Annotated in this window: 19 protein-coding genes and 1 other RNA gene; 5 read left to right on the forward strand and 15 right to left on the reverse strand. The window is 70.8% G+C overall.

Annotated elements, in window-relative coordinates; all coding sequences use genetic code 11:
- Positions 1–83: 83 nt before the first annotated feature.
- From ABGB18_RS20480 to ABGB18_RS20490, 3 genes are read right to left on the reverse strand one after another with little or no spacing between them, the layout of a single operon-like run.
- The gene (locus tag ABGB18_RS20480; RefSeq protein ID WP_347697141.1) at positions 84–1,109 is read right to left on the reverse strand and encodes a thiolase domain-containing protein; all 1,026 of its coding nucleotides are present in this window, start codon (positions 1,107–1,109) and stop codon (positions 84–86) included.
- The gene (locus tag ABGB18_RS20485) at positions 1,106–2,005 is read right to left on the reverse strand and encodes an OB-fold domain-containing protein (protein ID WP_347697142.1); all 900 of its coding nucleotides are present in this window, start codon (positions 2,003–2,005) and stop codon (positions 1,106–1,108) included. Before ABGB18_RS20485 ends, ABGB18_RS20480 begins: the two co-directional genes overlap by 4 nt.
- The gene (locus ABGB18_RS20490) at positions 1,995–3,542 is read right to left on the reverse strand and encodes an acyl-CoA synthetase (protein ID WP_347697143.1); all 1,548 of its coding nucleotides are present in this window, start codon (positions 3,540–3,542) and stop codon (positions 1,995–1,997) included. The genes ABGB18_RS20485 and ABGB18_RS20490 overlap by 11 nt, the downstream gene beginning before the upstream one ends.
- A gap of 113 nt (positions 3,543–3,655) precedes the next feature.
- On the opposite strand from ABGB18_RS20490, the gene ABGB18_RS20495 reads away from it, so the two are divergent.
- Both ABGB18_RS20495 and ABGB18_RS20500 read left to right on the forward strand, forming a co-directional pair.
- Positions 3,656–4,465, forward strand: coding sequence for a crotonase/enoyl-CoA hydratase family protein (locus tag ABGB18_RS20495; RefSeq protein WP_347697144.1), 810 nt, complete (start codon positions 3,656–3,658; stop codon positions 4,463–4,465).
- 49 nt (positions 4,466–4,514) lie between these two features.
- A complete protein-coding gene (locus ABGB18_RS20500; RefSeq protein ID WP_347697145.1) occupies positions 4,515–4,790 on the forward strand; it encodes a PhdYeFM domain-containing protein in 276 nt (91 codons plus the stop codon).
- 14 nt (positions 4,791–4,804) lie between these two features.
- On the opposite strand, the gene ABGB18_RS20505 is transcribed toward ABGB18_RS20500, so the two are convergent.
- The 4 genes from ABGB18_RS20505 to ABGB18_RS20520 form a co-directional block, all read right to left on the reverse strand.
- A complete protein-coding gene (locus tag ABGB18_RS20505; protein ID WP_347697146.1) occupies positions 4,805–5,911 on the reverse strand; it encodes a nitronate monooxygenase family protein in 1,107 nt (368 codons plus the stop codon).
- A gap of 174 nt (positions 5,912–6,085) precedes the next feature.
- Positions 6,086–7,000 (reverse strand): DUF3068 domain-containing protein, encoded by a 915-nt coding sequence (locus ABGB18_RS20510; protein WP_347697147.1) that lies wholly within the window; start codon positions 6,998–7,000, stop codon positions 6,086–6,088.
- Positions 7,001–7,245: 245 nt separating this feature from the next.
- Complete coding sequence (locus ABGB18_RS20515) at positions 7,246–9,480, reverse strand: acyl-CoA dehydrogenase (protein WP_347697148.1); 2,235 nt, start codon at positions 9,478–9,480, stop codon at positions 7,246–7,248.
- Between the two features lie 72 nt (positions 9,481–9,552).
- Positions 9,553–10,365 (reverse strand): hypothetical protein, encoded by an 813-nt coding sequence (locus ABGB18_RS20520; protein ID WP_347697149.1) that lies wholly within the window; start codon positions 10,363–10,365, stop codon positions 9,553–9,555.
- 626 nt (positions 10,366–10,991) lie between these two features.
- Here ABGB18_RS20520 and ABGB18_RS20525 point away from each other — a divergent pair.
- Together ABGB18_RS20525 and ABGB18_RS20530 are read left to right on the forward strand one after the other, a co-directional pair.
- Entirely contained in the window at positions 10,992–12,422 is a 1,431-nt protein-coding gene (locus ABGB18_RS20525) for an AMP-binding protein (RefSeq protein ID WP_347697150.1), read from the forward strand.
- A gap of 18 nt (positions 12,423–12,440) precedes the next feature.
- On the forward strand, positions 12,441–13,493 hold the full coding sequence (locus ABGB18_RS20530) for a trypsin-like peptidase domain-containing protein (RefSeq protein WP_347697151.1): 1,053 nt from the start codon (positions 12,441–12,443) through the stop codon (positions 13,491–13,493).
- A 61-nt stretch (positions 13,494–13,554) separates the two neighbouring features.
- On the opposite strand, the gene ABGB18_RS20535 is transcribed toward ABGB18_RS20530, so the two are convergent.
- On the reverse strand, positions 13,555–14,523 hold the full coding sequence (locus ABGB18_RS20535; protein ID WP_347697152.1) for a GlxA family transcriptional regulator: 969 nt from the start codon (positions 14,521–14,523) through the stop codon (positions 13,555–13,557).
- A 100-nt stretch (positions 14,524–14,623) separates the two neighbouring features.
- On the opposite strand from ABGB18_RS20535, the gene ABGB18_RS20540 reads away from it, so the two are divergent.
- Complete coding sequence (locus tag ABGB18_RS20540) at positions 14,624–15,031, forward strand: hypothetical protein (protein ID WP_347697153.1); 408 nt, start codon at positions 14,624–14,626, stop codon at positions 15,029–15,031.
- On the opposite strand, the gene ABGB18_RS20545 is transcribed toward ABGB18_RS20540, so the two are convergent.
- From ABGB18_RS20545 to ABGB18_RS20575, 7 genes are all read right to left on the reverse strand, one after another.
- Positions 14,976–16,193: a hypothetical protein gene (locus ABGB18_RS20545; RefSeq protein WP_347697154.1), complete on the reverse strand. Its 1,218-nt coding sequence runs from the start codon at positions 16,191–16,193 to the stop codon at positions 14,976–14,978. The two genes, ABGB18_RS20540 and ABGB18_RS20545, sit on opposite strands and share 56 nt — an antisense overlap.
- Positions 16,190–17,569: a hypothetical protein gene (locus ABGB18_RS20550; protein WP_347697155.1), complete on the reverse strand. Its 1,380-nt coding sequence runs from the start codon at positions 17,567–17,569 to the stop codon at positions 16,190–16,192. Before ABGB18_RS20550 ends, ABGB18_RS20545 begins: the two co-directional genes overlap by 4 nt.
- 165 nt (positions 17,570–17,734) lie before the next feature.
- Positions 17,735–18,577 (reverse strand): phosphatidylinositol-specific phospholipase C/glycerophosphodiester phosphodiesterase family protein, encoded by an 843-nt coding sequence (locus ABGB18_RS20555; RefSeq protein WP_347697156.1) that lies wholly within the window; start codon positions 18,575–18,577, stop codon positions 17,735–17,737.
- A gap of 88 nt (positions 18,578–18,665) precedes the next feature.
- Positions 18,666–19,295 carry a hypothetical protein gene (locus tag ABGB18_RS20560; RefSeq protein ID WP_347697157.1) on the reverse strand — a complete coding sequence of 210 codons (630 nt, stop codon included), beginning with the start codon at positions 19,293–19,295 and terminating at the stop codon, positions 18,666–18,668.
- The gene (locus ABGB18_RS20565; RefSeq protein ID WP_347697158.1) at positions 19,292–20,215 is read right to left on the reverse strand and encodes a hypothetical protein; all 924 of its coding nucleotides are present in this window, start codon (positions 20,213–20,215) and stop codon (positions 19,292–19,294) included. The genes ABGB18_RS20560 and ABGB18_RS20565 overlap by 4 nt, the downstream gene beginning before the upstream one ends.
- A gap of 185 nt (positions 20,216–20,400) precedes the next feature.
- Positions 20,401–20,784, reverse strand: a transfer-messenger RNA (tmRNA) gene (ssrA, locus tag ABGB18_RS20570).
- A gap of 427 nt (positions 20,785–21,211) precedes the next feature.
- Positions 21,212–23,068, reverse strand: a complete 1,857-nt coding sequence (locus ABGB18_RS20575; protein ID WP_347697159.1) for a penicillin-binding transpeptidase domain-containing protein — start codon at positions 23,066–23,068, stop codon at positions 21,212–21,214.

A 23,068-nucleotide genomic window follows, 5' to 3' on the forward strand; every position in this document is an offset into this window, starting at 1 on the left:
CTCCTTATTCGCTCCGCGGCCGGCCTCGTGCCTCGGCCGTCCACTCCGCTCACCACGGCGGGTTCGCTCCCGGTTGCCCATGGTCACGCCTCCAGGACTGTCACGAGGTTGTGCTGCAGGCAGGGGCCGCCGGCGGCGTGCGCGACCGTACGGCGGGCGCCGCCGTCGTGGATGCGCCGCGCCGCCTCGCCGATGCGGATGAGGCCCGTGGCCATGACCGGGTTGGCCGCCAGCGGGCCGCCGGAGGGGTTGATCACGGTGTCGCGGGGCAGTTCGAGCGCCGCGCGCAGGATGATCTCCTCGTGCGGGAACTGGGCGTGCAGTTCGGCCACCTCGACGGGTCCCTTGCCGACCCCGGCGGCCCGGGCGGCGTCGGCCGCCGAGGGTGACGTGGCCAGGTCGCGCATGCCGAGGTAGTGGGGTTCGATGCGGTGCGCGATGCCCCTGATGTAGGCGGGGCGGTCGCAGACGCGGCCGGCCAGGTCGCCCGCCGCGAGCACGATCGCCGCCGCGCCGTCCGTGACGGGTGGCACGTCCCCGCGCAGCAGCGGCCGCACCGCGTGGGGCTGCTCCCCCTCCTCCGGGTCGGGCAGGTCCAGCGCGTACGGGTTGCCGCGACCGTCCGCCCGGCTCCGCCGGACGATCTCGGCCAGTTCGGCCCGGTCGGCGCCGACCGCGTTCGCCTGGAGGGCGGCGTAGGAGAGCCGGTCGAGGCCGAGGGGCGCCAGATAGTACGGGTCCAGTTGGAGCGTCATGATCCGGTCGAGGTCACCGAGCGAGGACTTGCCGAAGCCGTAGACCAGGGCGGAGTCGATGTCACCGTGCTGGAGGCGTACCCAGGCCTCGTACAACGCCCAGGCGCCGTCCATCTCGACGTGGCTCTCCGAGACGGGCGGCCAGGCGCCCAGCGCGTCCAGGGCCGACACGAAGGAGAACGGGGCGCCCGCGAGGTAGTCGCAGCTCCCCGAGCAGGTGAAGCCGAACCGCTTCAGCCCGGACCGCACCTTGACCTCGTCGATCACCGGCTGGATCAGCTCGGGCTCGCTCAGCCCGGTGTCCTGGCCGGTGTGCCGGGTCTGGGCGAACGCGACGACCGCGACATCTCTCATGGCAGCTCCACATCTGGCTCGCCGGTGGGGGCGAACCAGCGGATGTTCGCCATGGACGCCGTGCGCTCGCTCTCCGGGACCCAGACCGCCCTGACCCGCATGCCCTGGCGTACCTGGTGGGCGGGTACGTCCCCGACGAGGGCGATGATGGGGATGTCGGCATTGTCGAGCAGGATGTACGCCGACACGAACGGCACCTGCGGAGCCCGCGGATCCGGCAGGTTGTTGATGGCGAACGTGGTGACCGTGCCGGTGTCGGGAAGTTCGACGGTTTCCGTGATGCCGGTGCCGCATTCGGGACACGACAGCCGGTAGGGCACGTACACCTTGGCGCAGGTCCCGCACCGCCCGCCGAGGAGGACGCCGCGCTCGACGCCCTCCAGGAAGACGCGCAGGGCGCCGCCGGCCTGGAGGCGGTATTCGGCGCGCACGTCGGACACGATCTGCGTGACTTCGGGCACGAAGTGCGAGATGTCGGTGATGTTGCCGGTGGGCTGGTCCCGCCAGACCGGCCAGACCCGGATGCCCGCCTTCATCGCTTTGACGTCGGTGCCGCCCACCGCGTGCACCAGGGCGGTGCCCGCTCCGTCGAGCTCGATGAGCGCCCAGGCGAAGGGCTGGTCGAGCGGGTGGCCGTCGAGCGGTTCGTGCACCCAGGCCCACGTCGTGACCGTGCCGGCGGGACCGACCTCGACGTACTCGCCGGTGACCGGCTCGCCGGTGGCGGGATCGTACTCCAGGGGCGGCACCAGCACCTTGCCCTCCGCCGTACGCACCCCGACGATGCGGCGGGCGCGTAATTCGCTCAGGAACCGCCCGATCACCGGCCCGGTGGTCCGCGTGTAGCCACCGGGGAACTCCAGGACGTGCTGGGCGACCAGCGGATCAGATGGCACGGTCGTGTCCCTCCCAGTACGGGGCGCGCAGTTTGCGTTTGAGCAGCTTTCCGTTGGGCTCGCGGGGCATCTCCGCGATGAAGTCGATGCTCCTGGGCCACTTCATCCGGGCCAGCCGGCCCTCCAGCGAGGCCAGCAGCTCCCCGGCCAGCTCGGGCGAGGGCTCGACGCCGGGCGCGGGCTCGACCACGGCCTTGATCTGCTCGCCCCACTCCTCGTCCGGGATCCCGAACACGGCCACGTCCGCCACCTTCGGGTGGACCACGAGCTCGTTCTCGATCTCGGCCGGGTAGATGTTGGTGCCACCGGAGATGATCAGGTCGGCCTTGCGGTCGCAGAGGTAGAGGAAGCCGTCCTCGTCCAGGTAGCCGATGTCGCCGACGGTGAAGTGGTCCTTGAGGCGGTTCGCGGCGGTCTTCTCGGGGTCGCCCTTGTACTCGAAGGGGACGCCCGGCATCTTCATGTAGATCGTCCCTGGGGTGCCGGTCGGCACCGGGTCGCCGGACTCGTCGACGACGAGCAGCTCGCTGATCGGCCAGGCCGTGCCGACCGTGCCGGGGTGAGACTTCCAGCCCTCGGGCGTGGCCAGGGTGCCACCGCCCTCGGTGGCCGCGTAGTACTCGTACACGCAGTCGCCCCACCACTCGAACATCGCCCATTTGACCGGGATGGGACAGGGGGCGGCGGCGTGGATCATCCAGCGCAGCGAGGACAGGTCGTACTTGCCGCGGGTCTGCTCCGGCAGCGCCAGCAGGCGCTTGAAGTGCGTCGGGACCAGGTGGGAGCTGGTGACGCGGTGGCGCTCGCAGAGCCGGAGCATCTCCTCCGCATCCCATCTGTCCATGTAGACGAGCGTGTGGCCCAGGTGCAGGGCACTGCCGCCGAACTGCGTCACCGCGGTGTGGTAGCTCGGGGAGGTGACCAGGTGCGTGTTCGGCCGTCCCGGGGTGATGCCGAACAGTCCGAGCAGGAACGTCATCAGCTCGGCGGCCTCGTCCGGGTCCAGACCGCTCAGGCGGCGCCTGACCCCTTTGGGACGGCCGGTGGTGCCCGAGGTGTAGTGCATGGTGACCCCGGCGGTGCGGTCGGCGGGGGCGGTGTCCGGCTGCCCGCCGGTCAGCTCGCTCACCGGCCGGAACCCCGGCACCCCGTCACCCAGCAGGAAGCGCCGGTGGGGTGCCAGGTCCGCGGCGCCCCTGGCACCCTCCACGGCGTGTCGGGGGTGCACGAAGAACGCCTTGGCCTCGCTGTCGGCGACGATGTAGGTGATCTCGGGGCCGGTCAGGTGCCAGTTGACCGGGGTGTAGTACCAGCCGGCCTGCAGCGCGGCCAGGTAGAGGACCAGGCCGTCGGCCCCGTTCGGGACCAGGCCGCAGATGCCGTCGCCGGCCTTGAGCCCGAGCTCACGCAGGCCGTGCACGAGCCGGTTCGACCGGGCCAGCAGGTCGCCCGCGCGGTGCTCGGTGCCGTCGGGGTCCACGGCCGCGATCCACTCGGGATCCGCCTGTGCGAGCCTCCAGAAACCGAGTGTGCCCATCCGAACTCCTCCGGCGCGAGCAAAACAGGAACCTGTTCTCATTTGTTGCTGGGAGCGTATCCTGGGGCCGAAGTGTGTAGCAAGCGCTTGATTTCGCCACGTCGGAGGCACCCGTGGAACTCCTGCCGATCAGCACCCCCCACTGCCGGATCGAGCGCGACGGCCACGTCCTGACCGTCACCATGAACCGGCCCGAGGCCCGCAACGCGCTCTCCTCGGACATGCTGGTCGGCCTGGCCTCGGCGTGGGCGTACGCGTCCGAGGAGCCAGGAATCCGGGTGGCGATCCTGACCGGCGCGGCGGGCACGTTCTGCTCGGGCGCCGACCTGAAGGCCATGGGACAGCCCTCGACGGACCCGGAGGCGCGGGCCAGGGCCGCCAGGATCGGCAACGTCCACTGGAAGGGCCTGCTGCGCGAGGACCTGCCGACCAAGCCGATCATCTGCGCGGTCGAGGGCTACGCGGTGGCCGGAGGCACGGAGCTGCTGGTGGGGACCGACCTGCGGGTGGTGGCCGAGTCGGCGACGCTGGGCCTGTTCGAGGCCAGGCGGGCGCTGTTCCCGATGGGCGGCAGCGCCGTACGCCTGCCCCGGCAGATCCCCTACTGCCATGCCATGGATCTGCTCCTCACCGGCCGCGCGATCACGGCGGCCGAGGCGCTCCAGATGGGCCTGGTCAACCGGGTGGTCCCGGACGGGCAGGCGCTGCCGGCGGCCCGCGAACTGGCCGCCGACGTGGCCGCCTCGGGCCCGCTGGCCGTGCAGGCCATCCTGCGCGTCTACCGCGACACGCTGGGCCTGCCGGAGCAGGCGGCGCTGAAGGTCTCGGACGAGCTCGGCTGGCCGGTCATCGGCTCCGAGGACGCCAAGGAGGGCACTCGCGCCTTCCGCGAGAAGCGCCCCCCGACCTACCACGGGCGCTGAAGCCCGAATCGGTCGCCCAGGAGGCTGCACGGGGCTACGGTAGCCGCCGATGAAGGTCATCACGCAGCGGGATTTCCGCGACAACTGCGCCGCCGTCCTGGATCAGGTCGAGGCCGGCGAGGTCTTCCGCATCACCCGCGAGGAAGTCGAGATCGCGGAGCTGCGGCCGCTTCCGCGCAGGCGGCGCTTGAGCGCCGAAGAACTCGTCGCCAGGCATCGCGTGCTCCCCGGCGTGGAGCACGCGAAGATGCGCGGGGAGGCCGACGAGTTCTTCGGCTCCGAAGACCGCATCGACGACGATCCCTGGGAACGGCGCAATGGCTGATCGCCCATGTGAGATCAGTCGCGGGTGAGCCTGCTCAGGCGCTCAAGGGCCTCACCGAACTCCTCCACCAGGCCGAACACGACGTCCTTGGTCGAGCGGACCTGGTTGGTGATCCCGATGATCTGACCGGCGGGGAACGTGGCCAGGTCCGAGGACTCCGAACGGCCGATCCGCCGCAGGGCGTCCGACACCAGCATGAACTGCAGCGGCATCGGCAGCGTCCCCGGCGACTCCTCCGCCTCCCACGCCTCCGTCCAGGCGTTCCTGAGCAGGCGGGCCGGCTTGCCCGTCCAGCTCCGCGAGCGCACGGTGTCCCGGGAGGTGGCCTCCAGGATGCGGCGCCGGGCCGTCTCGGGGGTGTCGGCCTCCTCGACGGTGAGCCAGAGGGAGCCGGTCCAGACGCCCTCCGCGCCCAGCGCCATGCCCGCGGCCATCTGGCGGCCGTTGCCGATGCCGCCCGCGGCCAGCACCGGCACGTCCACGGCGTCCACCACCTGCGGTATCAGGACCATGGTCGAGATCTCGCCGGTGTGGCCGCCCGCCTCCATGCCCTGCGCGACCACCACGTCCACGCCCACCTCCACCTGCTTGAGCGCGTGGCGCGGGGTGGAGGCCAGGGCCGCCACCTTGACCCCCCGCTCGTGGGCGAGCCTCACGAGGTCGGCGGGCGGCGGGCCGAGGGCGTTGGCCAGCAGCGCGATCGGGTGCCGCAGCGCGACCTCCACCTGCGGCCGGGCCGTGGCGTCCGTCCAGCCGAGCAGCACCCGGCCGGGCTCGGCGTCCGCGGCGGGCGCCGGAACTCCGTGCCGGGCCAGCAGGTCCTCGACGAACGCGCGGTGCCCGTCGGGGATCATCGACTGCAGGCGGCCGAGCAGCTCCTCCGGGGCGAAATCCGCGCCCTCATACGAGGCCGGCATGACGACGTCCACCCCGTACGGCCGGCCGTCCACGTGGTCGTCGATCCACTTGAGCTCCATCTCGAGCTCTTCCGGCGTGAAGTAGAGAGCCCCGAGCACCCCCATGCCGCCCGCGCGGCTGACGGCGGCCACCACATCGCGGCAGTGGCTGAAAGCGAAGATCGGGAGCTCGATTCCGAACATGTCAGTGACACGTGTCCGCATGGCCCGACAATACGTCCGCAGAACACCTGACTGCAACGCGTTCTAGACTAGAACCTTTCGTCGGTACCGGTGGGTTATCTGACTTGATAACTGGTTCTAGTCAGGCCACCAGACGACATTAAGAAAGGCCCGCGAATTGTCGCGGGCCAGGAATATGGGTAAGCGTTCGGCGGGTTACTCGGCCGGGCGGCGGCCCAGCACGACACCCACCAGCACGAGGACGACGCCCACGGCGAGCAGCACCAGCGGGATGGTGTCGCGCAGCAGGCCGATCCGGTCCTTGCTCTCCTCCGCCTTCCGCACGAGCTCACCGACGGTCCGCTCGGTCATCTTGGCGGTGCCGACGAAGGCCGCCGAGCGCTCCACGCCGTCCTGGGTCTTCAGCACCTCGTGGCGCCGCATCTCCTGCCGCACCGGGAAGCCGGTGACGGGCTCGACCCAGAACGTCGTCTTGCCGTCGTACCAGCGGTCCACCCGCACGTCACCGGTGGCGCCGGCGATGCCGAGCACCCTGGCGGGCAGGGCGCGGGTCTCCGTCCTGGTCGGCGGCACGTCCTGCTCGAAGACGTAGACGGGCAGGCCGTTGACGGTGTCCTCGCGGACGAACGTGGCGCCGAACGCCTTGCGCGCCGTGGCGTTGAACACCTTGTACGTCTGCTTCCGCACGTCGAACGGGAACTTGTAGACCTGACCCTCGATCGTGACCGGCGACTTGTGGACGCTGGTCCCGCAGCAGTTGACGCCGACGCCCGAGTGGCGGTCGAAGGCACTGCGCCGCTCGGTGACGTCGATCAGCGAGCGCGAGTTCGTCACGTCGTTGACCACCGTGGCCTCGTCCCAGACCACCCGGTCGGCGTCGGCCTCTTTCACGTCACCGCGCGTGGTGACGATGATGTCGAGGTCGCCGGTGAGGACCTTCAGGTCCTGCGGCGAGAAGTACCGGGCGTCCTTCACCTCCAACCGCGAGATGAGGAACTGGTCGGCGGGAGCGGAGACGATCTCCCCGGCGGCCCAGAATCTCAGCAGCGGGGCCAGGGTGACGAAGAAAGCGCCGAACCCGATGAGGACCAGCGTCGAGATGCGACCCATCGAGCCTCCGCATGTAGAACATGTTCTCGCCCATGTCGATGTCGGGCAACAAAGTAGGACCGGGGTGGCCCCCGTCACCCGCGCCCCTGCCACCGCAACCAACTCAATAGAAACAAGTTCTGCCGTGGCTCCGGCCTCCTGATCCGGTGTTCGGGACCGTGTGCGGCATCCCGCAATGAGACCACAACCGCGGGCGCCGCCGTCCCCCCACGGCCCGTGGAGGGACGGGCGGCTCGGTCATCCGGCTACTTGCCCGGCTCGGGGTCCCTGGGCAGGCCCAGCATGCGCTCGCCGATGATGTTGAGCTGCACCTCGGTGGTGCCGCCGTAGATGGTCATGGCCCTGGTGGCGAGCACCGCCCGGTTCCAGTAGCCGGCGTCGCCGAGCTTCATGTCGGCGGCCACCACCGCCGCGGGGCCGAGCAGGTCCACGGCCGTCTCCGAGACGTGCTGGGCGTGGGAGGTGGACAGCAGCTTGCGTACGGAGGCGTCGGCGCCCGGCTCGGACCCGGCGAGCTGCTTGAGCGTGACCCGCAGCGACAGCGCGTTGATCGAGTGGCCCTCGCAGACGACCCGGGCGACGTGCTCGGCCTCGGCCGGCGTGAGCTCCCGCCCCAGCCGCCCGATCAGGCCGACCAGGTCGGGCACGGAGGCGCCGGTGCCGCCCGAGCCGGACGACAGCGAGACACGCTCGTTGGACAGCGTGTTGCGGGCCACCTTCCAGCCCTCGCCCACCTCGCCCACGACCAGGTCGTCGGGCACGAAGACGTCGTCGAGGAAGACCTCGTTGAACAGGTTCTCGCCGGTCATCTCGGTCAGCGGCCGGACGGTGACGCCGGGGGCCTTCATGTCGACCAGGAAGTAGGTGATGCCGTCGTGCTTGGAGCCCTCGCTGGAGTTGCGGGCGATGCAGATGCCCCACTCGGCGACGTGGGCGACAGAGGTCCAGATCTTCTGGCCGTTGAGCTTCCAGCCGCCCTCGACCCGCTCCGCCTTCATCTGCAGCGAGGCCAGGTCGGATCCCGCGCCGGGCTCGGAGAAGAGCTGGCACCAGATCATCTCGCCGCTCAGCGTCTTGGGCAGGAAGCGTTCCTGCTGCTCGGGGGTGCCGTAGGCGGCTATGGACGGCACCACCCAGGCTCCGATGATCATGGCGGGCAGGCGTACCTTGGCGGCCTTGAGCTCCTGGGCGATCAGCACCTGCTCCAGCGGCTTGGCGTCGCGGCCCCACGGCCGGGGCAGGTGGGACATGACGAAGCCGCGCCCGGCCAGCTCCCGCTTCTGCTCCTGGCCGTCGAGCCGAGCGATCTCCGCGATCTCGGCGCGGATGGACTCGCGCAGCTCCTCGGCGTCCTCCGGCAGGTCGATCTCCATCGCGCGGGAGACGCCCCGCAGGGCCAGCTCCGTCACCGTGGCCGCCCAGCCGGTCGCGGGGCCGAGCAGGGCGCGCAGGGTGAGGGCGCGGCGGTAGTAGAGGTGCACGTCGTGCTCGAAGGTGTAGCCGATGCCGCCGAACGTCTGGATGGCGTCCTTCGCGCACTGGACGGCGGCGTCGGGGGCCATCATCCCGGCGATGGCCGCGGCGAACGCCAGCTCCTCGGCCGCGCTCCCGTGGGTCCCGGCCGGCTCCGGCCTGGATCGCCGCTCCGCGGCCCTGGTGGCGTCCCACACCGTGGCCCGGGCCTGCTCCAGGGCGACCAGCATGCGGGAGAGCTTGTGCTTGATGCCCTGGAACTGGCCGATCGGGCGGCCGAACTGGACGCGTACCTTGGCGTAGTCGGCGGCCGCCGTGACGCACCACGAGGCCAGGCCCGCCGCCTCGGCGCCGAGCAGGATCGCGGCCAGGTGGCGCACGTCGGCGCTCTCCACGCCGTCCAGCACCCGCTCGTCCGGCACGGTCGTCTCCGCCAGCTCCACCTTGGCCACCGGCCTGGTCAGGTCGAGGGACCTGACCGGGGTGACCGTGGCGGCGGAGGCGTCGAGCGCGATCCACTCCTCGCCCTCGGCGGTGGTCACGGGGAGCACCAGCACGTCGGCCAGCGAGCCGCCGAGCACCGGCTCGGCCGTGCCGGTCACGACCAGGGAGCCGTCGTCGGCCCGGGTGCCGGTGAGCGTGCCGGTCAGGACGCCGGGCAGCGCGACGGCGCCGGTGAGCGTGCCGTCGGCGAGACCTTCGAGCAGCTCGTGCCGCTTGGAGGCGTGGATCACCGCACTGGCCAGCACGGTCGGCACGTACGGTCCCGGCGCCACGCGCTCGGCCAGCGCCTCGATGGCCACGGCGGTCTCCAGCAGGCCGTAGCCGGACCCGCCGGACTCCTCGGACAGGTGCAGGCCGAGGAGTCCCTGCTCGGCGAGGCCCGGCCAGAACGGCGGGCGCCCGTCCACCTCGGCACGGAGCGACTCGGCGGGGATGTTCCGCTCGGCCCAGCCGCGCACCGACTCGCGGAGTGCCTCGTGCTCCTCGCTCAACCCGATCGCCATCTGCTCACCCTCCAGCCAGGTCAAAATCCATGCCCAGAATCATATTCTAGAGCATACTTCTGACCCCGCCACCTAGAGCGGCCGAACCTGCTGCGCCAGGGTGTTCAGATCGCGCCAGTGCGCCTTGTTCGCCTCGGGGATGGAGGCCAGCAACATCGCCGGCTTGGTCTTGCCCACCTCGACGACCGCCAGCATGGCCTGGGCGGTCTGCTTCTTGCCGTCCACGAGATAGGTGACCTTGTAACCGAGCGTCCAGCCCTTGCCCACCGGGATCTTCTGGGAGGCGGTCCAGGAGATCGTGGCGCCCTTGGGGTACTGGGTGAGGATGGTCCAGCGGACCCCCTCGGTGGCGATCTTGCGGTAGTCGGCGTTCGAGGAGGGCTTCTCGGCGGGCGAGTCACCCGGGTACATCGCCGAGCCGATCACCGTGAACGGCATCTTCACCTCGCCGATGCGCTGCGCGATCGTGAACGGCGGGTACGACCTGGCCTTCCACGGCGAGGCCAGCTTGGGGTAGCTGATCCCGTTCGTCTTGTCGGTGATCAGGCCGATGACGGCGGCCTGGGTGCCGGACAGGGTGGCGTACGCCTTGCTCTCGGGCACCGGCGGCAGCACGATCGGGGTCGCGGTGGCCGACGGGGTGGGCGAGGACGTGGGGATGGCACTCGGCGGCACGGGGGCGACGGAGACGGCCTGCTCGGCCTGCCGGTTGGCGGGCACGTCGCCGGAGAACAGCATGAAGATCAGCGCCACCGCCACGATGGTGCCGACGCTGGCGCCGATCAGGTAGACGACTCTGACCGGGATGTCACCGGGGCCCCAGGCGGGCGGCTTGAGCGGCACCTGCTCCGGCAGGTGCTCCGAAGGCCGCGACGGATACCGCACCGGGGGCTGCCCCAGGTGCTGGACGGGTGACTGGCTCGGGTACTGAACAGGCTGCTGGTTCGGGTACTGACCAGGTGACTGGCCCGGATGCTGACCCGTCTGCTGACCCGTCTGCTGACCCAGGTGTTGAGCGGGAGGCTGGCTCGGGTGCTGACCGAGAGGCTGGCTCGGGTGCTGAGCGGGTGGCAGACGGAGGTGCTGGGCCGGAAACGGCGGGGGAAACTGCGGCGGCTGCCCGAAAGGCCGCGCGGCGGCCTGCGGCCCGACCACGAGCGGCGGCTGCACCGGCGGCGGCGTCTCAGCCTGCGGCGGCTGCACCGAAGGCAGCGTCGCAGACTGGTCCGGGGGCGACACAGGGGCCTGCCGCGGGCCCTGGGCCGGGGCCTTCTGCTGGGAGGGCTCCTGCGGGGGGCTTATCGGCATGGACGGCCCGGGAGCCGGGGGTTTGGAGATCCTGATCGTCTCCTCGGCGGGCAGAACAACCTTCGGGAACGGATTGGTGGATGAAGCATCAAAGGAAGGTTTCTGGTCGCCGACGTCCGCCATGGCCTTGAGGTTACGTCACCTGGGCGAGGGATAATTCCGCTATTCCCCCTGCAGAATCTAATTCTGTAAGGTCTGCGGACATGAGGGGTTTCTTCGAGATCGCGGCCGACGACCCTGAACGCCCTGCCCTCCTCGGCGCCGAGGGCACCACCTACGGGGCGCTGCTGACCCGCGTGAACCAGGCTTCCAACGGCCTGACCTCGCGCGGAGTCCGCCCCGGCGACTGCGTGGTCACCGTGCTGAAGAACGGGCCGGACGCGCTGACCATGATGCTCGCCACATACCAGATCGGGGCCTACCTGGTCCCCGTCAACTGGCACTTCACAGCCGAGGAGATCGACTACATCGTCACCGACTGCGGAGCCGGGGTGGTCGTCTCGCCCGAGGCCCTGACGGTCGGCGAGCTGGTGTCGGGGCAGTCCTCCGAGGCGCCCCCGCGCCGGCGGGCCGGGTCGATGATGCTCTACACCTCGGGCACCACCGGCCGCCCGAAAGGGGTACGGCGGCGGCTGCTGGACCTGACCCCGGAGGAGCTGTACCCGATCCTGATGCGCAAGAGCTGGCGCCACTTCGGCCTGCCGCAGGGCGGGGTGCACCTGGTGTGCTCGCAGCTCTACCACTCGGCACCGTACGGGCAGGCCATGATGGCACTGCAGTTCGGGCACTCGATCGTGGCGCCCGAGCGGTTCGAGGCCGCCGAGACGCTGCGGCTGATCGAGCGGTATCGGGTGACGAACGCCTTCATGGTGCCCACGATGTTCCACCGGCTGCTGGGGGTGCCGGACAAGGAGTCGTACGACCTGTCGTCCCTGACCCATCTCTACCACGGAGCCGCGCCGTGCCCGCCGGCCGTCAAGCAGGCGATGATCGACTGGGTCGGGCCGGTGTTGTGGGAGTACTACGGCTCCACGGAGGCGGCCGTGGCGACCATGGTGTCCTCGGAGGAGTGGCTGGCCAGGCCGGGCACGGTCGGGCGGGCGCTGGACGGGATGAAGTTCACGATCGTCGGTGAGGACGGCCGCGAGGCGGACCCCGGCTCGCCGGGGCTGGTCTACATCGGCGGGATCAACCGGTTCGAATACCACGGGGACCCGGAGAAGACGGCGGCGACCATGCGTGAGGGCGAGTACACGCCCGGGGACGTCGGCTACCTGGACGCGGAGGGATACCTGTTCCTGCTGGACCGGCGGACGGATCTGATCATCTCGGGCGGGGTCAACATCTATCCCGCCGAGATCGAGGCGGCGCTGCTCGAACATCCGGCGGTCGCGGACGTGGCCGTGATCGGCGTACCGGATCCGGAGTGGGGCCACAAGGTCGTGGCGCTCGTCCAGCCCGCCACCGGGGTCTCGGCGGGTGCGGATCTTACGGCGGAGCTGCTGCGCCACTGCGTGCCCCGGCTGGCCCGGCTCAAGCATCCGCGGGTGATCGAGTATCGCGAGTCGCTGCCGCGCACGCCGACAGGCAAGCTGAGCAGGCGTAATGTCAGGGAAACGTATCTTTCGCAGTGATTTGGGCAGTCGTCTCCCATGAGGGAGATCGCCGCAGGCATCGCCGCCGCCGTACTGCTCCTCGGCTGCGGTGCCTCCACGGACACCCGGGCACCTTCCCCCACCACCACTGCGTCCGTCACACCCACCCCCGCGGCGTCGCCGCACCCGCTGGAAGCGGCCTACGAGCAGGTCATCAAGGACGTCCTGCCGTCCATCGTGCAGATCAACACCAAGGTCGGGCTCGGCTCCGGCATCGTGTACGACACCGCAGGGCACATCGTCACCAACGCCCACGTGGTCGGTGAGGCCACCGAACTGGACGTCACGACCGCCGGCGGCTCGGCGCTCAAGGCCAAGCTGGTCAAGTCGTTCAGCGCCGGGGACCTGGCGGTCATCAAGGTGGACAAGCCGAGCGGGTTGCGGCCCGCGAGGTTCGGCGACTCGTCCAAGCTCCGGGTCGGCCAGATCGTCCTGGCCATGGGCAACCCCCTGGGCCTGTCGGGCAGCGTGACGAACGGCATCATCTCGGCCCTCGGCCGTACGGTCAGCGAGCCCCAGAACCCCGGCTCGCCCGGCGCCACGATCGCGGGCGCGATCCAGACCTCGGCCGCGATCAACCCCGGCAACAGCGGCGGCGCGCTCGTGGACCTGTCGGGACACGTGATCGGCATCCCCACGCTCGCCGCCATCGACCCCGACCTGGGCGGCAGCGCCGCGCCGGGCATCGGGTTCGCGATCCCCAGCGACACCGTCACGGACATCGCCTCCCAGATCATCAAGCAGGGCAAGGTGACCAAGAGCCACCGGGCCGCGCTGGGCATCCGGGCCAGTACGGTCATCGGCGAGAACGGGGAGCCGGGCGGTGTGGGAGTGGTCAGGGTGGAGCCCGGCGGCGGCGCGGCCAAGGCGGGGATCCAGCCCGGGGACGTGATCGTCTCGATCAACGGGAAGGACACGCTGACCATGGCACAACTCTCTGAGGCCCTCACCGCGCTCAAGCCCGGCGATCAGGCCCGGGTCGGGGTGGTGTACCCGAGCGGCAGGACCGCGACGCTCACGGTGACCCTGAGCCAGCTCTCGGCCGACTGACCCCTGACGCCCCAGCAGCCTCCCCCGCACGAGGGCGGCCATTCCGCCGCGAAATGCGAGCTCACCCCGCCACCGGCCTCTGCGTCAGCCGGTAGCGCGACGGCGGGATGCCGTACCGGTCGATGAACGCCTGCCGCAACGTCTCCGCCGTCCCGAACCCGCACCGCGCCGCCACCGCCGCCATCGTCAGCGAGGTGGAGGCCAGCAGGTGTGCGGCGGCCTCGGTGCGGGCCTGCCTGACGTAGCGGCCCGGGGTCAGCCCCAGGTGCCGGAGGAACAGCCGGGTCAGGTGCCGCTCGCTCACGCCCGCCTCGGCCGCCAGCGCGGGCGTGGTCAGGTCGTCGCGCAGGTGCCGGCCGATGTGGTCGACCACCCGCCTGACCAGGCCGTCGGCGGGCGCGGGCGCGGTGACGAAAATGCTCATCTGCGCCTGGTTGCCGGGCCGCTGCAGGTAGGTGACCAGGTCCCTGGCCGTGTCGCGGGCCACCTCGGGACCGTTGTCCTCCTCGACGAAGGCCAGCGTGAGGTCGAGTGCGGCGGTGACGCCCGCGGACGTGGCCACGTTGCCGTCCCGGATGAAGATCGGGTCGGCGTCCACGATGACCTCGGGGTGGCGCTCCGCCAGCGTACGCGCCGCCTGCCAGTGGGTGGTGGCCCGCCTGCCGTCCAGCAGCCCGGCGGCGGCCAGGACGTAGGCTCCCGTGCACACGGAGGCCACCCGGCGGCTCTCCCGGGCCAGCCTGCGCACGTGCCCGACGACCAGCGGGCTGGCGGCGGCGTCCTCGTGGCCTATCCCGCCGGAGACGAGGAGGGTGTCGAGCGGCCCGGTGACCCGTTCCAGGGCCAGTTGTGGCTGGAGGGTCAAAGCGGTGCCGGTGGAGATGGTGTGGCCCCCGGGGGTGGCCAGGCGGGGCTCGTAGTACGGCTGGGCACCGTACCAGTTGGCGGTCTCCAGCGCGGAGACCACGCAGGCGATGTCGAGCAGTGCGGCGGCTTCGTAGCCCACGACGACGACCCGTCGTTTCTCCATGGCACGACTCTAGGGTCCGTTGGACGAAGGTCCCAAGTTTCCGGACCTCCCGGGCCGCTCTCCTTGGCGGGCGGCCACGGCCCCGGACACAGTCGGGGGCATGACTACGACACCCGCGCACACAGGTCGCCGCTGGGGCAGGTTCGCCCTCCACTACGTCGAGATGATCATCGCGATGTTCGTCGGGATGCTCGTGCTCGGCATGCTGCAGGACGCCGTCGGGCTCGGCGTCTCCCACGACCGGCAGCCGGAGCTCGCCTATCTGGTGATGGCGGCCCACATGTCCGTCGGCATGGCCGTCTGGATGCGGATCCGCGGGCATGGCTGGGCGCCGACGCTGGAGATGTGCGCCGTGATGTTCGCCCCGGTCGTGCCGCTCTTCCCGTTATTGTGGCTGGGCGCCATCGACGCCGGCGGGCTGATGATGATCGCGCACGTGGCGATGTTCCCGCTCATGCTGGCGGCGATGTTCCGCCGTCTGGACGAGTACGCCGGCTGCGCCCACTGAGCCGCTCGGCGCGGGCCCTGCGGTAGCCGTCCAGGACGTCCTGCCGCAGCAGGTGCCCGAACCCGGCCCGCTCCAGCCGCAACCCGAACGCGGCCGGGTCGGTCCCGAGGGCGGCGGCGGTGTCCGGCAGGCTCCAGTCGTGCGCGGCCAGCACGCTCAGCAGGTGGCCGCGCCGGCTCTGCGCCTCGGACAGCCGGAACGTCTTCAGGTAGGCCAGTCGCCCCAGCTCATCGGTGATCGTCTCGCCGATGTGGTTCTCGGTCTTCCGCTCGAACGCGGGCAGGAAGCGGTTCAGCGTGAACCGGCCCATCCGGGCGACCCCCTCCACCTTCGCGGGGGCGCGGAGGAGGCCGTCGGCCATCACCGTGTCGTGGAACCGCGCCCACTCCCGCTCCTGGCGCACGGCCTCGGCCCGCAGGTCGGCCAGCGAGGAGACCTCCGTGTCGTCGATCTCCGCGAGGAAGTCCCTGGCCGGGTAGAACAGGGCATGGTCGTAGACCAGCTCGCCGTACAGGTCGTGCACGAGCGTGGGATGCAGCGCGCGATAGTCGTCCGGGTGCGGCACCACGAAGGCGGCGGCCAGCGTGTCGCCGGTGTAGAGCAGCAGCCCGCACTGGTACGGGTGGATCTCGAAGACCTTGAGCGCGTCGTCCAGCCCGCGTACGTACGCGCCGAGGTAGGCGTCCTCGGCACGAGGGGACAGTCCGTGGGCGATCGCCAGCCGCGACCACTCCTCCCAGACGATCACCGGGCCGCCGAAGTGCAGCGCCAGGAAACCCTCGACGGCCAGGTGCAGCGGCAGGAACCTGAGCCGGTTCTTGTTCGCGTGCCGGGCCTCCCTGCGCCGGGTCCTGACGTACATCTGCCGCCGGGGCTCCCCCAACTGGGTGCCGTACGCCGCCGCGGGGGTGCCGTCGTCGGTCCAGGAGGCCACGAAGGCGTGCGGCACGTACGCGGTGTAGCCGGTCCGGTGCGACAGGCTCACCGTGGCCGGATCGTCGTCGTACACGACCTCGTCGTCGTCCCACATGGCGGCGTGCAGCCGCAGGTCCTCGATGGGCTCGCGGCGCACGAGGGGCACCAGCCGCATCGCTCCCCAGATCTGCGCGGGCCGCGTGTCGAGCCCGGAGAGATCGAGCCTCGAACGCCCGGGACCGGTCATCGCGCCGCCCGGTCCGCCAGATAGGCCCGCAGCTCCGCGAGCCCCGTCCGCCCCTCCGCGAACCTGGCCAGCTCCACCAGCGCGGGCAGGTCCTCGGCGTCGCGGATGCCGGCCGTCGGCACCATGGGCGACAGCCGCCGCACGTCGAACGCGTCGGCGTCGTAGACCGGGTTCATGTGCACGATGCCCACCTCGCCTCCGGGGTCGAGCTTGCGCCGCCAGACGCGCAGCACCTCGGCCGCCAGCCCGGGCGGCGCGTTGTCCCAGCCGTCGGAGACGATGACGAGCATGCCGGGCCGCGTGTCGAGCGCGTCGACGATCCGCAGGCCCAGCGGCGTGGGACCGGCGGCCCGCGCCTGGAGCGGGTCGGTCCTGCGCGACACCCAGACGCCCCGGTAGGCACCGGCCAGCGCCTCCAGCAGGTAGTGGCAGGCCAGCGCGACCGCCAGCGGGCGCCGCCGCTTCACCGGCGAGCCGAACGAGGAGAAGCTGTCGTCGAGCACCGCCGCGACGCTCCCCCAGGTGCCCGCCCGCGCCCCCGCCGCCCGGGCGGCCGCCGCCCGCAGCGCGCCCACGAGCTCGTCCCGGCGCCGCGTCCGCACGTCGGCGGCCAGCGACAGCACGTAGGAGGCCAGCCTGACCAGCGGCATCGCGGCCAGGTCGGCCTCGGTGGCCACGCCCGCGGCGCCCGCGCTCTCCGTCAGCCGCAGCCGCTCCAGCCTGGTCAGCCGGGGTGCGACACGTTCCAGGAAGACCGGCCGGCTGATCCCGTGGCGGGCCGCGAAGCCCTCGGCGACGGTGTACGGCAGGTCGTACAGTGCGCTCTTGTCGTAGTGCGCACGCCGCCAGGTCTCCAGAATGGGCGTCTCGTAGCGGGCCCGGCTGAACGGCGCGAACAGGAAGTCGCCCAGCTCGCCCGTCAGGGTCAGGTGCGCGTGCCGCACCGCCGACTTGACCGCCGAGCGGTACTTCACCGCGTCGAAGGCCAGGTCGGGGCGGCCGGCGAGCCAGTCGCGGATGAGGGCCCTGGTGCGCCGGTTGTTGACGCCGTCGCGGCGCAGCTCCCGGAACAGCCGGTAGACCCGGGGCGGGCTCATCCTGGCCAGCCGCCACGCGATCAGCCGGCCGTCGCCCAGACCCGGCTGCCCGAGCAGGTTTCCGATGATCAGGGCGGCGTTGTGGTCGTTGATGTCGAGGGCCAGGGTGGCGGCGTACAGGTCGGGGTAGTTGCCCTGTGTGTAGCGGTGCAGGAAGTCGAGGGAGAGCCGCTGCTCGCCGGCCGCGCCGTGAAACTCGCGCTGGCCGGTCGAGGTGATCGCCGCGTTGGCGAAGAGCAGCACGTCCTCGCACTCGATCAGGTCGGCGTAGGTGTCCATGCGGCTCCCCCGTGGTCCAGGACTGGCCGGGGAATGGGGGCACGAGCAGCGAAGCATCGCTTTAAAGGCGGGTTCCGGAAGTCGTACCGAAGTCCCGCGGCCAGTCTGGCCTTGGACCTTACTCGGCCTTATGGGCATACGCGACCAATATTCCGACCATCCCGGTCAGGCGGCGGCCCGCTCCGTGTCGTACCGGCTCAGGAACTGCCGCAGCCCGTCCAGGTCGTCGGTGTTGATGTGATCCACGTCCGCCGCCACGAGCTCCCGCCAGATCGCGTCCCGGGCCGGGCCGGCCACGTCGGGGGTGGCCCAGAACCGTACCCGCTGGCCGTCTCGGTGCGCGGTCGCCACCACCTCGCGCAGCCTGGCCCGCTCGGCGGCCGGCATCTCGCCCTCGCCGTTCCAGGTGAAGTGGTTGGTCCAGTTGTCGCTGATCAGCGGGATCAGCGACGCGCCGCCCTGCCCCAGGTCGCTCATCCGCCCGTCGTAGAAGGCATAGCGCCGCTCCTGCGCGGCCATGAGCTCGCGCGGCCGGTCGCCGCTGACGACCACGGTCACCGCGCCGTCCTTGACCTTGCCCTTGGCGTAGGTGGTGAGCATCTTCCGGTACGCCTGCAGCACCCGGTCGAGCTCGGTGTACGTGGCGGCGCCGTTGTTCTTGATGTCCACCAGGAGCTGGATCGGCCGGCGGTCGCGCGGGTAGACGTGCCCGTGCCCCTCCTTGACCCGCCGCGCCAGCGGATCGAGGTAGAGCGACTGGAGGGTACGGCCCGGCCGCAGGTCCTCGGGGTCGTGGCCGACCCGCAGCTCGCCCTCCACCAGGTAGATGTCGGCCTCGACGCTGGTGAAACCGTGGTCGAGGGCGTCCAGGAGCGGGCGTTCGTGCTCGTAGTCGTTGTGCGCGTGGGCACGGGGCAGCGGCTCGGCGCGGACGGCCGCCAGAGCGGGGGTGGCCGTCAGCAGCAGGGCTCCGGCGGCGGCCATCAGGCCCAGGGCTCGACGTAGCATCGCGAACTCCTTACGGAAGTCAGGGGATGCGCGTCACGTTATTTGCGCGAGATGTGACAGGAGTGAAGTTCAGCCCAACTGTCGGAGATCAAGTTCGCGTACCGCTGGGCCGGCGTTGCGGCGATCCGGCCGCCGAGCGGGCCTTGATCTCGCCGATCGTGGCGTGGCCGTCCCGGATGACGGAGATCAGCACGTACGCCACCAGCAGGAGCCCAAGGCAGAGGGCGTCGGCGGCCCACCAGGGGATCTCGGCGAGCAGCAGGTAACCGTCGCTGTCGCTCAGCCACCTGATCACCACCGTGACCACGGCCACCACCAGCGTGACCAGCAGCCAGCTCCCCAAACGCGGCAGGGTTCCCTTGTTCCACAGCCGGATCCGCCAGCCCATGAACACCGCCACCGCGCCGAGCAGGGCACAGAACCCGATCAGCCACCACGGCAGGGCGAAGGCGGTCTGGTCGGCGATCTGCTCCTGCGTCTCGCGCAGCTCGGCCTCGGCCTCCTGCTGGGCCCGTACGGCGGTGTCGAGCTCCTGCTGGAGCTGCGCCACGCTCTTCTCCTGGCGCGGCGGCGGCGCGGCGTCCTCCGTCGGCAGCATCCGTGCCACGACGGTCAGCATGATGGCGACGAAGGCCAGCGCCAGCACGATGGACATGAACAGGTCGATGAAGCGCAGGTCGACCGGCGGCGCGAGCGACCTGGCAGGCCGCCGTCTCACTGCTCCCTCACCAGGGTGTAACGCTGCGGCCGGCTCTCGACGGCGCTCAGCCGCTCCACGGCGGTACGCAGCGCGTCCAGGCCCTTGACGAGCTCCTCGGTCCTGCCCCTGGACGCGGCCAGTTCCTGGGTGAGCCCCTCGGCCCTGCTCCGGGACGCGGCCAGCTCCTGGGTGAGCCCCTGCAGGGCGGGCGACGCCTGCGCGACGGGCCCGGCCTGCTTGGCGGGCAGACGCGCGATGTAGATCAGGAACACCTCGTCCGCCGCCGTCACACTGGCCCGCTCCGCCCGCTCGACCAGGGCCATCGCCCCGAACGCGAGCACGCTGAGGAACAGCGCGATCAGGGTGACGCCGAACGCGGAGGCCAGCTCGGGCAGCACGTGCTGCTTGAGCGCGGTGATCAGCACGCCGGGGTCCCCCTGGCTGTCCAGCGCGTCGGAGAACGAGCTGACCATCGCGGCCATCGTCAGAGCGGTGCCGATGAAGCCGAACACCGGCAGCGCCCAGATGAGCGCGTGGTCGATGTGGTGCTTGTTGGCCATCTCGCTCTCGTCGAGCGCCGAGCGCGCGCTCAGCACCGCCTCGCAGTCGTTCCCCGCCTCGGCCGCCTCCCTGAACAGCTTGAGCCGCCGCGACACCAGCGTGTCCTCGTTCGGCTTCACCGACTGGACGTTCGACGTGGCCCGGGCCGTCGCGGCGCTCTCCCGCCGGATGTCCGGTACGGCCCTGGCGATCCTGAGAACGGTGGTCAGGAACACCGCGATGATGAGCGTGACCACGAGTTGCGCCGCCGCCGGGGCCGTCGTCGACCCCACGGACCGCAGCAGCGCCCCCACTGCCCCGGCCGCCATGAGCACACCCGAGACCACGAGGCCCACCAGGGGCGCGAACCCCGAATGACGCCAGTCGTACCTTGACACCCTATAACCCCACTACGCCACGCGAATTGTCAAAGCAATACCTAACCACATGTAAAGCACTCATCGCGGGCAGTCAGCACGATCCGCCGCAGGATGCCGGCCGAGCGATGCCCGCCGGCACCCGCGAAAACGCCCCTGAACAGCGAAAAGGCCCGATTCCCTCAAGGGAATCGAGCCTCTTGAACTGGTGGAGGTGCCGGGAATCGAACCCGGGTCCTTCAACTCCAGGCTAGGGCTTCTCCGGGCGCAGCCTGCTGTGCTTTTCTCGGCCCCGGCGATCACGCAGGCGAGACGCCGACGGGCCCAGCCACTGTTTGATTTCCCGATCTCCCCCGTGGCCGGGTCGAACGGTTGAGCCTTCTAGCGATGCCAGACACCGGGCCGAAGGCACTCCCGGGCTGACAGTGGTTTCGCTGCTTAGGCAGCGAGGGCCAGGTCAGACCTGGCCGCCACAGTGCTCTTGGAATTGGCACTTGTTGTTTGCGGTCACAGGATTAACGAGGTTATGTCCGCAGTCCTCGGCCCGCTTCCCCTAACTTGCAAAGTCGAAGTCGAAGCCAGTCACCCCCTGTGCAGTTGTCAACACATCCCCGGTGGGGATGAGCAACATGAATGTACATGGGTCAACGCCCTCAACGCCAACTTAATTCCCCGTGCCGCACGTCCGAATCATGCCGAACCCCCGGAGGCGCGGCACAGCAGCACGCGCCCCCGGAGGCCGACCGGCAGGGTCGAGCCGGTCCGGACGGCAGGACTTCCCCCGAGATGAAGTCCTGTCTCATCACGGCGACCGGGTCCGCAACCCCCCGAGCGGGCCCAGTCACTCAGTAAGACGCAGCCGCGCCAGGGGAAGGTTGCTCAGCGTCACGATAATTTCACGAAGCGTCCTACGCGGCCCCGTTCACAGAGAATCCGCGCTCCCGTTCGCGGGGAGCCCCGCGCTCCCGTTCGCGGGGAGCCCCGCGCTCCCGTTCGCGGGGAGCCCCGCGGTCCCGTTCACGGAGAGTCTCGCAGTTCCGTGAAGAAGGCTCCCGCGACCGCCCCGGCGTCGTGGTTTTTCGCCAGCACCGCGATGGCCACGTTGCCCTGCCAGCCCACGAACCACCTCCACTGGCCGCCCGCCGTCGCCGTCACGCCGTAGACCCTGCCCCGGCCCGCCTGGGCGGGCGTGCCGGCCGCACCGGCCTTCATCATCGACGTCAGCGTCTTGCGGACCGTGGGGTCGACGGGCTCCGAGGGCGGCTGGACGATCGGCTCGACCTCGGCCGCCGGGTCGGGCGCCTTGGGCTCGGTCACCAGCAGGGGCGGCCGCCAGGTGCCCGAGCCCACCGCCGCGGCCACCAGCGCCATGCCGAGCGGGCTCATCTGGACATTCTGGCCGGCGATGGCCCTGGCCTTGTCGGCGTCGCTGGACAACTGCGGCAGCGAGCCGCTGAACGACTTGAGCGGCAACCGCCACGGCAGGCCCACGCCGAACGCCTGGGCGCTGCGGGTCAAGTCGGCGGCCGTGACCCGGCGGGCCAGCGAGGCCAGCGCCGTGACACAACCCTTGGCGAAGTTTTCCTCGAACGTGGCCGACGGCGTCGCCCCGGCGGCCTGCCCGGGATGCACGAACTTGGCACCGCCGACCGTGCGCTCCTGCGGGCACGACAGCCGCTGCTTGGGGCTGACGTCGGCCTTGAGCAGCGCGTCCGCTGCCACGATCGAGAACGCCGTGCCGGCCGGGAACTTGCCGGCCAGCGCGTCCTTCTCCTGGTGCATGTTCTTGGTCGCGACCGCGAGGATCTCACCGGTGTCCCGCTGCACCGCCACCAGGGAGCTCGTCTCCGTGCCGGCCACCGCCTGCTCGGCCGCCTGCTGGATGCCGCGGTCGATCGTGGTCTTGACCGAGACGTTCTGCCGCCCCGCCCACTCCTTGAGGACGGTGACCTCCCTGCCGGTCTTGAGGTCCAGAGTGATCACCCTGGTCCGCGTGGTGCCGGTCAGATAGTCCTGGTAGGCCGCCTGCAGGCCGCTCCTGCCGACCGAGTCGCCGGCCCGCTGCGGCCCGCCGAGCTTCTGCTCGGTCTCGGGTGTGAGCGCGCTGACGGTGCCGACGATCTGCTTGGGCGCGTCGGGATCGACGGGCTGGGGTTGCGGATCGATCGTGATCCCGGGGATGCCCTCCAGCTTCGCCTGCATCGACTGGAAGCGTGAGCGTCCGAACGTGACCAGCGGCACGAACTTGTCGGGCGGCGACGACCTGATCCGGCTCAGCAGCCGGTCCTGGGCGTATCCGGTGATCTCCGACAGCCGGGCGACGACGTCCTCGGCCTGGTTGCCCAGCTGGGAGGGACGGACACCGACGACGTAGAGGGTGGTGTCGCTCTGCAGCGGGTCGTCGGCCCGGTCGACCACCGGCTGGCGGGGCTGCGGATCGGTGTCGACCGCGAACCGCTGCCCCTCCTTGAGCTGGGGATGCAGCACCGAAGGCGACCAGTGCACCTTCCATCTGCCGTCCACCAGGTGCAGCGGGAGCACCCCGTCATACTGCCAGAGCGGGTTGTTCTCGCCGAGGTCGACCTCGGCGCGGAAGTCCGCCTGGGACTGCTCGCCGTTCACGGTGATGCTCTGGATCTTGAAGCGGAACGAGGCCGCGTCGAGCTCCAGCTTGGCGTCGGACAACGCCTGGCGCACGGTGGCCCGGTCGCCGTCGGCCCGGCCCGCGGCCAGGTCGTAGTCCTCGGTCTGCCAGCCCACGAGGAAGTCGCGCACCGCGTCGTGCGGCGACGGCTCCTCGAAGCAGCCGGTGAGCGTGGTGCACGCGACCGCCAGGGTGACGGTCGCGGTGAGGGTGCGGCGGGCTCGTCTCAT

The organism is Nonomuraea sp. B12E4, from assembly GCF_039871825.1.
Classification (GTDB): Bacteria; Actinomycetota; Actinomycetes; order Streptosporangiales; family Streptosporangiaceae; genus Nonomuraea.